This window comes from Solirubrobacter pauli, from assembly GCF_003633755.1.
GTDB classification, from domain to species: Bacteria; Actinomycetota; Thermoleophilia; order Solirubrobacterales; family Solirubrobacteraceae; genus Solirubrobacter; species Solirubrobacter pauli.
Genome location: NZ_RBIL01000002.1, coordinates 2,198,214 through 2,211,753, shown reverse-complemented (window position 1 = coordinate 2,211,753; position 13,540 = coordinate 2,198,214). Strand labels below are relative to the sequence as shown.

General features: G+C 72.6%; 12 protein-coding genes. 11 read left to right on the top strand and 1 reads right to left on the bottom strand.

The window, feature by feature from the left end; all coding sequences use genetic code 11:
- Positions 1-49: 49 nt before the first annotated feature.
- The 5 genes from C8N24_RS29940 to C8N24_RS29920 all read left to right on the top strand — a co-directional run bounded on the left by C8N24_RS29940 (position 50) and on the right by C8N24_RS29920 (position 5,310).
- Entirely contained in the window at positions 50-490 is a 441-nt protein-coding gene (locus C8N24_RS29940) for an MGMT family protein (RefSeq protein ID WP_121257172.1), read from the top strand.
- Positions 487-2,412 (top strand): hypothetical protein, encoded by a 1,926-nt coding sequence (locus C8N24_RS29935; RefSeq protein ID WP_147448043.1) that lies wholly within the window; start codon positions 487-489, stop codon positions 2,410-2,412. Before C8N24_RS29940 ends, C8N24_RS29935 begins: the two co-directional genes overlap by 4 nt.
- Positions 2,413-2,493: 81 nt before the next feature.
- On the top strand, positions 2,494-3,729 hold the full coding sequence (gene ftsW, locus C8N24_RS29930; protein WP_121257168.1) for a putative lipid II flippase FtsW: 1,236 nt from the start codon (positions 2,494-2,496) through the stop codon (positions 3,727-3,729).
- Positions 3,692-4,696, top strand: a complete 1,005-nt coding sequence (locus C8N24_RS29925) for a UDP-N-acetylglucosamine--N-acetylmuramyl-(pentapeptide) pyrophosphoryl-undecaprenol N-acetylglucosamine transferase (RefSeq protein WP_245972019.1) — start codon at positions 3,692-3,694, stop codon at positions 4,694-4,696. Before ftsW ends, C8N24_RS29925 begins: the two co-directional genes overlap by 38 nt.
- 290 nt (positions 4,697-4,986) lie before the next feature.
- On the top strand, positions 4,987-5,310 hold the full coding sequence (locus tag C8N24_RS29920) for a hypothetical protein (protein WP_121257164.1): 324 nt from the start codon (positions 4,987-4,989) through the stop codon (positions 5,308-5,310).
- A 138-nt stretch (positions 5,311-5,448) separates the two neighbouring features.
- Here C8N24_RS29920 and C8N24_RS29915 read toward each other — a convergent pair whose 3' ends face one another.
- On the bottom strand, positions 5,449-7,038 hold the full coding sequence (locus C8N24_RS29915; protein WP_211340183.1) for a RecQ family ATP-dependent DNA helicase: 1,590 nt from the start codon (positions 7,036-7,038) through the stop codon (positions 5,449-5,451).
- Between the two features lie 46 nt (positions 7,039-7,084).
- On the opposite strand from C8N24_RS29915, the gene C8N24_RS29910 reads away from it, so the two are divergent.
- The 6 genes from C8N24_RS29910 (at position 7,085) to gcvH (ending at position 13,521) form a co-directional block, all read left to right on the top strand.
- Positions 7,085-8,296, top strand: a complete 1,212-nt coding sequence (locus C8N24_RS29910; protein WP_245972018.1) for a UDP-N-acetylmuramate--L-alanine ligase — start codon at positions 7,085-7,087, stop codon at positions 8,294-8,296.
- A complete protein-coding gene (locus tag C8N24_RS29905) occupies positions 8,293-9,063 on the top strand; it encodes a cell division protein FtsQ/DivIB (protein ID WP_121257158.1) in 771 nt (256 codons plus the stop codon). The genes C8N24_RS29910 and C8N24_RS29905 overlap by 4 nt, the downstream gene beginning before the upstream one ends.
- Before the next feature lie 149 nt (positions 9,064-9,212).
- Positions 9,213-10,286, top strand: coding sequence for a cell division protein FtsZ (gene ftsZ, locus C8N24_RS29900; protein ID WP_121257156.1), 1,074 nt, complete (start codon positions 9,213-9,215; stop codon positions 10,284-10,286).
- Between the two features lie 39 nt (positions 10,287-10,325).
- Positions 10,326-12,029, top strand: a complete 1,704-nt coding sequence (locus C8N24_RS29895) for a GGDEF domain-containing protein (protein ID WP_121257154.1) — start codon at positions 10,326-10,328, stop codon at positions 12,027-12,029.
- Positions 12,030-12,051: 22 nt separating this feature from the next.
- A complete protein-coding gene (gcvT, locus tag C8N24_RS29890) occupies positions 12,052-13,131 on the top strand; it encodes a glycine cleavage system aminomethyltransferase GcvT (protein ID WP_121257152.1) in 1,080 nt (359 codons plus the stop codon).
- A 3-nt stretch (positions 13,132-13,134) separates the two neighbouring features.
- Positions 13,135-13,521: a glycine cleavage system protein GcvH gene (gcvH, locus tag C8N24_RS29885; RefSeq protein ID WP_121257150.1), complete on the top strand. Its 387-nt coding sequence runs from the start codon at positions 13,135-13,137 to the stop codon at positions 13,519-13,521.
- Positions 13,522-13,540: the final 19 nt, after the last annotated feature.

Sequence of the window (13,540 nt, the reverse complement as noted above, 5' to 3'; positions counted from 1 at the left end):
GCCGCAGGCCCCTTCATGTGCGGAGACAACCCACTGGAAGGAGCCACTCATGGACCTCGATCGCCTCCGCGCGACGGTCGCCGCCATCCCGCCCGGCCACTGGATCAGCTACGGCGACCTCGCCGCGGCGGCCGGCGGCAACGAGCGCCACGCCCGCGCCCTCAACCAGCGCTTCATCCGCGAAGCCCTGGACGGCGCCCACCGCGTCCTGAAGACGGACGGCACGATCGGCGGCACCGCCCTCGGCGACCCCTCCGAGGTCCGCCGCCGCCTCGAGGCGGAGGGCCTGGAGTTCGACGGCGGCCGAGCCACGCCGTCGCGCCGCATCCGCCCGCCGGCCTGGCGCCCACCGGACGCCGACGCCGCGCCGGCGGCGACCGATGAGGCGGACCCGCGGCCCCCGGTGCGCGGCGCGTCCGCGGCGCTCGACGCGGCCGCTCCGGCGGGCTCACGGCCCCCGGCCCGCGCGACGGCCAAGGCGGCGGCGTGAGCTCGTCCGCGATCACGTCGGCCGGCCGCCGGCCGCGTGCGCCGCTCGCTCGGCGCACCCGTCCCCGGCGGGGCGGTCGGCCACGGCCGGCCCGTCGGCGCGCCCGCGCGCGGCTGCGCCCGGTCGCCCTCGTGCTCGCGCTGCTGGTCGTGGCGCTGCTGGTCGTCGCACCGGCGGCGGCGCGGGCGGGGACGTACACGGTCGAGTCGTGCGCCAACGGGTCGACGTCGGGGTGGGCACCGTTCTACTGGGGTTCGTACTCGGGGTGGGGCAACTCCTGCGGGCTCGCGGGCGGGGCGATGGGCGCCGCGATCTCGACGCAGCCGGCCAGCACCGCGGGGTGGACGTTCACCGCGCCGGCCGACACCGACATCGCCGGGTTCCGCCTCTCCCGGACCTACGGGCAGGCGGCGAACCAGCCCTTCGGCACCAGCGTGGTGACGACGCTCACCGGGCCCAGCCAGGCGTTCTACGACGCGCGGCCGAACTTCGGCGGCGCGACGTCCGCCGGCCCCGAGCTGCAGGCGGGAGGCGGGCTGCGCGGCCAGACCACGCTGACCGCCCGCCTGGACTGCGGCGGCGGCGGCGCCTGCACGGGCAACTCGTGGCTCCACGTGCACTCGGCGTCGATCGACCTGCGCGACGACTCGCCCCCGGTCGTGAGCTCGGTGTCCGGCTCGCTGCTCGCGGCCGGTGCGCTCACGGGCACGCGGACGATCGCGTACGCCGCGCACGACAAGGGCGGCGGCGTCCGGCGCGAGCAGCTGCTCGTGGACGGCGCGGTGGTCGCCGAGCGGGCGCGCGACTGCTCGTTCGGGCTCGCGGTGCCGTGCCCGCTCGGCGTGTCGGGCGCCCTGGCGGTCGACACGACGCGGCTCGCCGAGGGAGAGCACGAGGCGACGCTGCTCGCCGCCGACGCGACGCTGACGGGCACGGGGGTCCACGGGCCCGTCCGGTTCCTGGTCGACAACGTGCCGGCCCCGACGTCGACGCGTGCGCCCCGCATCTCGGGCAGCGCGACCCTGTACGCCGACGACGGCGCGTGGACCGGCGCGAACCTCGCGTACGCGCGTCGCTGGCAGCGGCTCGAGGACGGCGTCTGGTCGGACATCGCGGGCGCCGACGGCCCCGTGTACACGCCGACGGCCGAGGACGCCGGGCTGCGGCTGCGCTTCAAGGTCCGCGTGAGCAACGCGGAGGGCGCGGCGGAGGCGGTCTCCGAGCCGACCGCGCGGCTGCCGGTCGCGCCGGTCGTGACGCCGACGGCCACGCCGACACCCGTCCCCAACGCCGCATCGACACCCGAGCCGGTCGTCGCGGCCGGCCCGCCGCCGCCCGCGCCCGCTCCCGCTCCCGCTCCCGTGACCACGGAATCGCGGCTCAGCGCGGCGTTCGCGTCCGGCCGGTCGGTCGTGACCGTTCGCTGGGGTGAGCGCCGGAAGGTGACGGGTGCGCTGACCCGCGTGGACGGGCGGCCGCTCGCCGGCGAGGTGGTCACGGTCGCCAGCCTCCTGCGTGCGCGGGGCGCGGTTCCGGTCGGCGCCGGGCGAGCGGTCACGGACAGCGCGGGGCGCTTCAGCTTCCTGCCTGCGCCCGGCGCGTCCCGCGTGCTGACGTTCGCGCACGGCGGCCGCACGGTCGCCCTGTCGGTGCACGTCGTGCCGAAGATCGCCGTGCGGATCACCCGCGCCGGGCGGATCGAAGGGCGCGTCAGCGGTGCGCCGCCGGGGATCGCGAAGCGGGTGCAGCTGCAGTCGCTGCACGGCGGGCGCTGGCGGACGTTCGCCACGACGCGCCTGCAGGCCACGGGCGGCCGCTTCGGGCACCGCCCGCGGACGCCTCCGCGCCGGGTGCGCGCCCGTGTGGCGGCCGAACCGGGCTGGCCGTTCGTCACCGGAACGTCCGCTACGGCCAGGAGGTGAAGATGAGCGCCGCGGGGCCGTTCTCAGAGTTTCCAGGGATTCTCGGCAGGGGACCGGCCCCCGGCACCGAACAGCGGCTCGATGGGCCGATCGCAGCAGCCACTAGAACACCGTCTGCTGCTGACTGCCACGTTCTGCCTGCTGGCGGGTGGCGCGGTGATGGTCTACTCGGCGTCCAGCGCCAAGACGATGCTCGAAGGTCAGGGCGACGGGACGACGTACCTCGTCAAGTACCTGATGCACGGTGCGCTCGGGTTGATGGTCATGCACGTGGTCTCGCGGCTGGATCTCAACCTGATCCGCAGGTACACGAAGGCGCTGCTCTTCGCGGCGTTCGTGATGCTCGTGCTGGTCAAGGTGCCGGGGGTCGGCGTGAACGTGAACGGCGCCACTCGCTGGCTCGGTGCCGGGCCGCTGACGTTCCAGCCGAGCGAGGTCATGAAGCTCGCGCTCGTGCTGCACGTGGCGACGGTGATCGCCACGAGGCCCAAGATCGCGCGGAACATCAAGACGGTGATCGGGCCGGTGATCGGCGTCGGCGGCGCAGCGGTGCTGCTGATCGCGGCGCAGCCGGACCTGGGCACCTGCCTCGTGATCTGCTTCACGATGGCGATGCTCTTGGTCACGGCCGGGTTGCCGATGCGCCAGCTGGGGCTCGTGGCCGGCGCCGGCGCGACGCTCGTGATGCTCTTCGCGGTCGTCGAGCCCTACCGGCGCGATCGCCTGATGACGTTCCTGAACCCGTGGGCGCACGCCACGGAGGAGGGCTTCCAGTCCGTGCAGGGGCTGATCGCGATCGGCTCGGGCGGTCTGTTCGGCAACGGCCTGGGCCAGTCCATCCAGAAGATCTACTACGTTCCTGAGGCCCACACGGACTTCATCCTCACCATCATCGGTGAGGAGCTCGGCGTGGCAGGCATCCTCGGTCTGCTGAGCCTGTACGGCATCATCGCCTACGCCGGGCTGCAGACCGCCAAGAAGGCCAAGGGCATCTACGCCAAACTCGTCGCCGGCGGCATCACCTCACTCATCCTGTGCCAAGCCCTGCTCAACGTCTACGCCATCCTCGGCCTCGCGCCGCTGACGGGCGTCCCGCTGCCGTTCATCTCGTCGGGCTCGACGAGCTTGATCACGCTGCTCGCCTCGATGGGCGTGCTGCTCAATGTCGCCTCGGGCGGCCACGCCCATGCGCTCAACGCCGTCCCCGTCCGATCGAAGTCCGCTCGTGACGCCGCCGCCAAGGATCGTCATCGCGGCCGGGGGGACAGCGGGGCACGTGGTGCCGGCGATCGCGGTCGCCGACGCGCTGCGAGCTGAGGGCGCCCAGGTCACCTTCGTCGGCGGGGAGCGCGCCGAGGCCGAGCTGGTCCCCAAGGCCGGCTACGAGCTGGACACGATCAACGTCGAGGGCATCAGCCGCTCGAACCCGCTGAAGGCCGCCCGCGCGGTCGGCAAGGCGGTCGGCGCGCTCGGCGCGGCCCGCAAGATCCTCAAGGCCCGCCAGGCGGACGCCGTCCTCGGCGGCGGTGGCTACGTGGCCGGCCCGGTCGGCCTCGCTGCGACCCGCGCGAAGATCCCGCTCGTCCTCTCCGAGGCGGATTCCCACCTCGGCCTGACGAACCGCCTGCTCGCCAAGCGTGCGGTGAAGCTCTGCCTCGCGTTCCCGCTCGAGGGCCATGAGGACCCCACCCGGGTTCACGTGACCGGCCGTCCGGTCCCCGCCGTCTACGCCGACCGCGCCCGGGCCCGGGCCCAGCTCGGCATCGGCCCGGAGGAGACCGCCGTCCTGATCTTCGGCGGCTCCCTCGGCGCCCGCTCGATCAACCACGCGGCCGTCGAGGCGTTCAAGGACGCCCCGTACCGCGTGATCCACGTCGCGGGCACGCGCGACTTCCCGGACCTGTCCGCCCCCGGCGAGCACTACGTCCTGCTCGACTACCTGACGCCGTTTGGCATCGCCCTCGCCGCCGCGGACGCGGCGGTCGCCCGCTCGGGCGGCTCCGTGTTCGAGCTCGCCCAGTACGGCCTCCCCGCCGTGCTCATCCCGTATCCGCACGCGACCGGCGACCACCAGACCACCAACGCCCGCTGGATGGCCGACGCCGGCGCCGCCCGCGTTCTCCCGGACAACGAGGTCACGGCGGAACGCTTGCGCTCCGAGACCGACGCGGTCCTGGCCGCCCGCGAGGACATGGCCGCGGCGTCGCTCGCCCTGGCCCGGCCGAACGCGGCGGCGGACATCGCGCGTGAGGTCCTCGACGCGGCCGCGCGCGGGCGCGGGTAGGCGGGCGCGGCGTTCACTCCGAGCGGCGCTCTCGGGTGCGATTCGCGTCCGGGAGCCCACCGTCGGGCGTCGCGGTGCGCGTGGTGGCTTTGCTGGGCTCTGCCCAGCAAAGTGACCAGCACCAAGCGAGTGGTGAGTTGATGTGGTTCGGCGATGGCGCGGATTCCTGGATGGGCGGATAGCCGCACCCCGACGAGGCACGTTCAGGGTGCGGGTTCCGGGTGTTCCCTGAGGTCGGGGGTGCGAGCGGACGGCAGAGTCCACGTCACTCCCCGACGAAAGGAACTCCCATGATTCGCAAGGTTCTCACCGCCACGGCCGTCGCCGTCTCGCTCACCATCGCCGCGTGCGGTGGGACCGGGGTCGATGAGAAGAAGGTCGAGGACATCCGGGACCACGCCGCCGAGGTCCAGAAGGACGCGCAGCAGACGGCGAAGGACGTTCAGAACGGCACGAAGGACGCCGAGCAGGCGGCGAAGGAGATCAACGAGGACATGAACGACCTTGCGAACGAGACGATCGACGCGGCGAAGGACGCGAACATCCCGGACGAGGCGCGCGAGCAGCTCGAGGCGGCGCAGGACGAGATGAACGCCGCGGCGGACGGCAGCTGAACCTCGGGGGAGACCGCCGGCCGCGCGACGACAGGACGTCGCGCGCGGCCGGCAAGACTCCCCGCGCATGGCGGGCGCCGCGCGCTGGGCGGGTGCCGCGCGCGTGGCGGCAATCGCCGCCGGCAGGGTCTCGCGCGGTTAGACCGAGGTGAGCAGCTCGCGCTCGCGGACGACTTCGAGGGCGAGGGTCTTGTAGCCCGCCTCGTCGAAGAGGACGACCATCATGTCGTCGTCGTAGCGCTGGACGACGCCCTCGCCCCAGGAGCCGTGGGCGACGCGGGCGCCGACGGGGAAGGGGACGTCGGCGGGCGGGGCGCTCACGCGACCGGCCTCGCAGTTGTCGCAGTTCCCGCACGGGGGCTCGAAGGGCTCGCCGAAGTAGCTGAGGATGAAGGCGCGGCGGCAGTCGTCGGTCTCGGCGTAGGCGCGCATCATGTCGACGCGGGAGCGGTCGAACGAGCGGCGCATCTCCTCGGCCTCGGCGGCGGCGGTGACCAGCTCGGAGGACGGAGAGTCGGACACCGGGGAGACCTCGCCGTCCATCTCGACGTGCACGGCGCCCGCGTCCTCCAACCGTGAGAGCGCGGAGGCGAGCTTCGTGTCCGACAGGTCGGCCTTGGCCTTCAACTCCGCGGCCGGCACGCCGCGGCGGACCGCGTCGAGCACGTGGGCGAGCTCGTCGACCTCGAGGTGCCCGCCGGCGAAGAAGCGGCGCAGGCCGACGTCCTCGGTCCGGTAGAAGAGGACGATCTCGGCGGGCTCGCCGTCGCGGCCGGCGCGGCCGGCCTCCTGGTAGTAGGCGTCCAACGACTCGGCGACCTCGGCGTGGAAGACCCAGCGCACGTCGGCCTTGTCGATGCCCATGCCGAAGGCGGTGGTGGCCACGACGACGTTCAGGTCGCCGGCCATGAAGCGCTCCTGCACGTCCTCACGTTCCGCCGACTTCATGCCGGCGTGGTAGGAGGCGGCGAGCAGCTCGTCGGTGCACAGCTCGGCGGCGAGCTCCTCGGCCTCGCGGCGCGTGCTCACGTAGACGATCCCGGGCGGCGTGGACTCGCGGATGCGCTCGATCAGCGCCCGCCGCTTGCGCTCGGCGCCCTGCTCGCCGTGGAAGCGCTCGACCGAGAAGCGCAGGTTGGGCCGGTCGAAGCCGCGGATCAGCAGGACCGGGTCGCGCAGGCCGAGCCGCGTCACGATCTCGTCCCGCACCGGCGGCGCGGCCGTCGCGGTCAGCGCCAGCACGGGCGGGCGCCCCAGGGCCTGGATCGCCGCCCCGAGCCGCAGGTACTCCGGCCGGAAGTCATGGCCCCACTCGCTCACGCAGTGCGCCTCGTCGACCACGAACAGCGAGATGTCGGCGACCGCGAGCTCGTCGAGCACGTCCTTGCGCGCCAGCTGCTCCGGCGCCAGGAAGAGGAACTCGAGCGCGTTCTCGGCCAGCTCGTGCAGCGCCTCCTCGCGCTCGCCCTTGGGGAGCGAGGAGTTCAGCTGCGCCGCGCCGCCCGCCGCGACCTCGTTGAGCCCGTCGACCTGGTCGCGCTGCAAGGCGATCAGCGGGGACACGACGATGGTCGAGCCCGGGGTGAGGAGCCCGGCGATCTGGTAGATCGCGGACTTGCCGGCGCCGGTGGACATGACGGTGAGCACGTCGCGGCCTTCCAGCGCCGCCTCGATGGCTTCGCGCTGCCCCGCACGCAGTGACGGGAAGCCGAACGCCTCGCGCGCCACCCGTTCGATCCTCGATGTGTCGGCCAAGCGCCGTAGCCTGACAGGCGTGAATCAGCCGTGGTCAGGACGCAAACTGCACTTCGTCGGGATCGGCGGCGTGGGGATGAGCGGGCTCGCGAAGGTCGCCCGCATCCTCGGCGCCGACGTCACGGGCTCCGACCGCGCCCAGGGCGGCCACGCCGCGAGCAACGTCCCCGCGGGCGCCGAGGTCGTCTACTCGAGCGCCATCCCGGCCGACAACCCGGAGCGCACGACCGGCGCGCCTGAGCTGCACCGCGCCGACCTGCTCGCCGAGCTCACGCAGCTCAAGCCGACGATCGCCGTCTCCGGCACCCACGGCAAGACGACCACGAGCTCGATGCTCGTCCACGCGCTGCCCGGGCAGAGCTACCTGGTCGGCGGCGAGGTCCGCAGCACCGGCACCAACGCCGACTGGCACCCCGACAGCGAGTGGCTGATCGTCGAGGCCGACGAGTCCGACCGCAGCCTGCTCAAGCTGCACCCGACGATCGCGGTCGTCACCAACGCCGAGCTCGACCACCACACCACCTACGCGTCGTCCCGCGACGTGGACGAGACCTTCGCGGCGTTCCTCGCACGCGCGAGAGACGCCGTCGTCGCGCCCGACCTCACACGCCTGCGCGCGGACGCGCACGTCTTCGGCGAGTTCGACGGCCCGCTGCCCGTGCCCGGCGCGCACAACCGCCGCAACGCCGCCGCGGCGCTGAAGGCGATCGAGCTGGCCGGGGAGGACGTCGCCGCGGCCGCCGCCCGGCTCGCCGACTTCCAGGGTGCCGGGCGGCGCTTCGAGGTGGTCGGCGAGGCCCAGGGGGCAACGGTGGTCGACGACTACGCCCACCACCCGACCGAGGTCCGCGCGACGATCGAGGCGGCCCGCTCGCGCGACGCAGGCCGCGTCGTCGCGCTCTTCCAGCCGCACCTGTTCAGCCGGACCCAGCGAGAGGCGATGGCGTTCGGCCAGGCCCTCGCCGGCGCGGACGTCGTCGCGGTGCTGGACGTGTACCCCGCGCGGGAAACGGCCGCGGACTACCCCGGCGTGTCCGGGCTGACGATCGTGCGGACCACGCTGGACGCCCGGCCGGGCATGCCCGTGTTCTGGGCGAAGACCCACGCCGCGGCGCGCCGGTTCCTGCAAGACACGTTGCAGAACGGCGACCTGCTGCTCACGATGGGCGCCGGCGACGTCAACACGATCGGCAGGGACCTGGTCGCGCATAGCGAAGCACCCGGACGATGACGCGCCTCAAAGTTGGTCTTGCCGTCGTCGCCGTAATCGTGCTGACGGGCGGCGGCTACCTGTGGCTGCGCCAATCGAGCCTGGTTGCGGTGCGCGACGTCCAGATCAGCGGCATCACCGCCTCCGACGGCGAGCAGGTCCGCACGGCGCTCGAGGGGGCGGCCAAGGACATGACGACCCTGCACGTGCGCGAGCAGGTGCTCCATGAGGCGACCGCGCCGTACAGCTCGGTGGGCGATCTGAAGGTCAAGGCCGACTTCCCGCACACGCTCCGCATCCAGGTGGTCGAGCGCCGCCCGGTCGCGGCCGTCGCGCGCGCCGGGGAACGACGGCGGATCCCCGTCACGAGCAACGGCACGTTGCTGCGCGGCGTGACCGCCGAGCGCGACCTGCCGACCATCAGCGTCAAGTCGGAGCCCGCCGGGGCACGCATCACCGACCGCAAGATCCTCGACGCGCTCGCCGTCGCGAGCGCCGTCCCGACACCGCTGCGCGGCCGGACCGGTGAGGTCAAGGTCGAGAAGCGCGGCGTGGTCGCCGAGGTGGAGGACGGCCCCGAGCTGATCTTCGGGGACGGCAAGGACGCCGACAAGAAATGGGCCGCGGCGGCCCGCGTCCTGGCCGAGATCTCGGCCCAGGGCGCCGTCTATCTCGACCTCCGCATCACGGGCCGGGTGGCCGCGGGCGGCCTCGCGCCGATCGCCACACCCACGCCCGACCCGAACCTTCAACTTGAGGGTGAGAACAGCCCAACTCTCAATCCGTAGTCGAGACTTCGGCAGCTTGCAACGATCTGTGCGCGGATTCGCTCTCGTTGACATCGGGAACGAAATCCCCGTACCTTGGCGTAATCCGCGCCGTCGGCGAGCATGCTAAAACGCTCGACCCTAACTAGAGGTCCGGACGGAAAACCCAAATGGAAGCCAGCGGTTATCTCGCAGTCATAAAGGTCGTCGGTGTCGGCGGCGGTGGAACCAATGCCGTGAACCGGATGATCGACGCCGGTCTGTCCGGCGTGGAGTTCATCGCGGCCAACACGGACGCGCAGGCGCTCCAGATGACGGACGCCGACCTCAAGCTCCACATCGGCGGTGCCCTCACCAAGGGCCTCGGCGCAGGAGCCAACCCGCAGATCGGCCAGGGCGCGGCGGCCGAGTCGCGCGACGACATCAAGGAAGCGCTCAAGGGCGCGGACATGGTCTTCGTCACGGCCGGCGAAGGCGGCGGCACGGGCACGGGCGCGGCGCCGGTGATCGCCGAGATCGCCAAGAACGAGATCGGCGCCCTCACCGTGGGCGTCGTCACGCGGCCGTTCGCGTTCGAGGGCTCGCAGCGTGCCCGCCAGGCGCAGGAGGGCATCGACCGCCTGCGCGAGATGGTCGACACGCTGATCGTCATCCCGAACGAGAAGCTGCTCGCGATCGTCGAGCGCCGGACGAGCATCCTCGATGCCTTCCGCGAGGCCGACAACGTGCTGCGCCAGGGCGTCCAGGGCATCACGGACCTGATCACGATCCCCGGCCTGATCAACCTCGACTTCGCCGACGTGCGGGCGATCATGGAGAACGCGGGCAGCGCGCTGATGGGCATCGGCACCGCCCAGGGCGAGAACCGCGCCTCCGAGGCCGCCAAGGCCGCGATCAGCTCCCCGCTGCTGGAGGAGTCGGTCGAGGGCGCCACCGGCATCCTGCTCAACATCACCGGTGGACAGGACCTCGGCCTGTTCGAGGTCAACGAGGCCGCGGAGCTGATCCACTCGGCCGCCGACGCGAACTCGAACATCATCTTCGGCGCGGTCATCGACCCGGCGATGGGCGAGGAGATCCGCGTCACGGTGATCGCCACGGGCTTCGACCACGGCGGCGTGCGGGCGGCCCGCGAGGAGCGTCAGCGCGCGCCCCGCGACCGCAACCCGCGCATCGACGAGCGTCAGCGCGACTCGCTCGTCATCCGCGACGACGATCTCGACATCCCGCCGTTCCTTCGCTGACCTCCCGTTATCGGCCGTCACGGCCGATAACGCGGGGTGATGTTGTCGCGCCGCCCACCGCTGCTCGTGCCGCTCCTCGCCTGCGTGGCGTGGTTGCTGGGGTACGGGCTCAACGAGGCGGCCTTCGGCGGGCATGACCTCGGACCGCTGTTCTCGCGGTTCGCACACGACGTCGTGCTCGCGGTCGCGGCCGCGCTCTGCCTCGCGCGGGCCGTCGCCATCCGCCGTGAGCGCGCGGCCTGGCTGCTGATCGGCGGCGGCGTCGCCGCGTGGAGCGCCGGCGAGGTCTACTACACCGCCGTCCTCTGGGACGACACCTCACCGCCGATCCCGAGCTTCGCGGACGTCGGCTTCCTGCTCTTCGCCCCGCTGGTCTTCGGCGGGATGGTGATCCTCCTGCGCCACCGCGTCCGGCTCACGCCCACGCTCCTCGTCGACGGCATCACCGCCGCGCTGGCGGTCTCCGCCCTGAGCGCGGCGATCGTCGTCCAGGCGGTGCTCGAGCACGCCGAGGGCGATCCCGTGTCGGTGGCGATCACGCTCGCGTACCCGATCTTCGACCTCGTGCTGCTGGCCATCGGCGTCGGCGCGCTCGCCGCCACCGGCTGGCGCCTGGACCGCACCTGGGCGCTGCTGGTCGGCGGGATCCTGGCGTTCTGGCTCGCCGACTCGGTGTTCCTCGTCCGGACCGCCGAGGGCACGTTCGTGTCCGGCGGGTGGCTGGACATGGCGTGGTGGCTGGGCCTGCTGGCGATCGCGCTCGCCGCCTGGCAGCGCGGGCCGACCAGCCGCCGCCGGCCCGCCGACGACAGCCCGCGCCTGATGATCGCCCCGCTCGTGTCCGGCGCCGTCGGCCTCGAGCTGCTCGTCTACGCGTCCGCGGTCGACCTGAACCCGCTGGCGGTCGCCCTCTCCGCGGCGGCGCTGGTGTTCGTGATGGTCCGCCTGACGATCACCTTCCGCCAGAACGTCTCGATGCTGCGCACGACCCGCGACGAGGCCGTCACCGACCACCTGACCGGCCTCGGCAACCGCCGCGCCCTCACGCGCATGCTCGAGGAGGTCCTGCCGGACGCGCGCCCCGAGACCCCGCACGTGCTCGCGCTCTTCGACCTGGACGGGTTCAAGCACTACAACGACACGTTCGGCCACCCGGCCGGTGACGAGCTCCTCGCGCGTCTGGGAGCCCGCCTGGACAGCTTCGTCGGCCCGCGCGGCCGCGCGTTCCGGATGGGCGGCGACGAGTTCTGCGTCCTGCTGCGCCCCCGCGGCGAGGACCCGACGACGCTCGTCGAGGGCGCCGCGCACTCGCTCAGCGCCGAGGGTGAGGGCTACTGGGTCGGCTGCTCGTACGGGTTCATCACGCTGCCCACCGAGGCGGCGGACTCCGACAGCGCCCTCCGGATCGCCGACCAGCGCATGTACGCGTCCAAGCACGCCGGCCGCATGTCCGCCGCCCGCCAGGCACGCGACGTGCTGCTGGCCGTGCTCGCCCCGCACGACTCCACCGCCGCCGACCACGCGGAGGAGGAAGCGCGCCGGCTCGGCCTCGAGCGCGAGGACCGGGAGGCCGTGCGCTACGCGACCGAGCTGCACGCGCTCGGCGAGCGGGTGATCGCCGCGGCGCCTTCGCTGCGCGCCGTGGCGCGCCTCGTGGCCGACAGCCGTGACATCCGCCCGGACTCGTCGGTGGCGGCGCGCATCGTCGCCCAGGCCGTCGCGGGCCGCCCGATCGTCGCCTGAGCGCGCTAGGGTCCGGGGCCGCATGGCCATCGGGTCCGACACCACTCTGCAGAAAACCGCGCTCTACGACCGCCACGTCGCCGCGGGCGCGAAGCTCGTGCCGTTCGCCGGCTGGGAGATGCCCGTGCAGTACGCGGGCATCAAGGAGGAGCACCTCGCGGTGCGCTCCAAGGCCGGCGTCTTCGACGTCTCCCACATGGGCGAGATCGAGACCGCCGGTCCGCAGGCGCTGGAGTTCCTCCAGCGCATCCTCTCCAACGACGTCAGCAAGATCGCCGACAACGGGGCGCAGTACAGCGTCCTGACCAAGGAAGACGGGGGCGTCCTGGACGACCTCTTCACCTACAAGCTCGGCGAGAACCACTACCTGACGGTCACCAACGCGGCCAACCACGTCAAGGACCTCGCCTGGTTCACCAAGCAGGCCGCCGGCTTCGACGTGACGCTCCACGACCGCCTGCACGACTACGCGATGCTCGCGGTCCAGGGCCCGGAGGCGCGCGCGATCGTCGCGGGCCTCACGGACGTCGAGCTGCCCAAGCGCTTCCGCACCACCCGCGCCACCGTGGCCGGCGTGGAGGACGTGCTGGTGTGCGGCACCGGCTACACCGGCGAGGACGGCGTCGAGCTGCTGATCGACCCGATCGGCTCGGTCAAGGTCTGGGACGCGCTGCTGGACGCGGGCGTCGTCCCGATCGGCCTCGGCGCGCGCGACACGCTGCGCCTGGAGGTCTGTTACCACCTCTACGGCAACGACCTGATGGAGACGCGCGGCCCGATCGAGGCCGGCCTCGGGTGGTGCGTGAAGGAGGACACGGGCTTCATCGGCGCGGAGGCGATCAAGGTCGCCCGCGACAACGGCCCGTCCGAGCTGCTCGTCCCGTTCGTGACCGAGCAGGGCATCGCCCGCCAGGGCAACCCCGTCGTCGGTGGCGGCGAGGTCACGTCGGGCACGCTCAGCCCGTCGCTGGGCGTCGGCATCGGCATGGCCTACGTGCCGGTCGACAAGGCCGCGCCCGGGACCAAGCTCGAGATCGACGTCCGCGGCCGCACGCGCGCCGCCGAAGTTCGCGAAAAGCCGCTTTACACGAAGGAGACCTGACGGATGGCCGACGCCAGCTACCCCGACGACCTCAAGTACCACACCGAGCACGACTGGGCTCGGATCGAGGGCGACACCGCCACGCTCGGGATCACCTGGTACGCCCAGGACCAGCTCGGCGAGGTCGTGTTCTTCGACCCGCCGGAGGTCGGCACGGCGATCACCGCCGGCAGCCCGTACGCCGAGGTCGAGTCCGTCAAGGCGGTCTCGGACGTGATCGCTCCGCTCAGCGGCGAGATCGTCGAGGTCAATGACGGCTTGAAGGACTCGCCGGAGCAGATCAACGAGGACTCCTACGGCGAGGGTTGGCTCGTCAAGATCAAGCTCTCCGATCCCTCTGAGGCCGACGGCCTGATGGACGCCGAGAGCTACCGCCAGAGCCTGTCATAAGCTGGACGGCTCAACTATG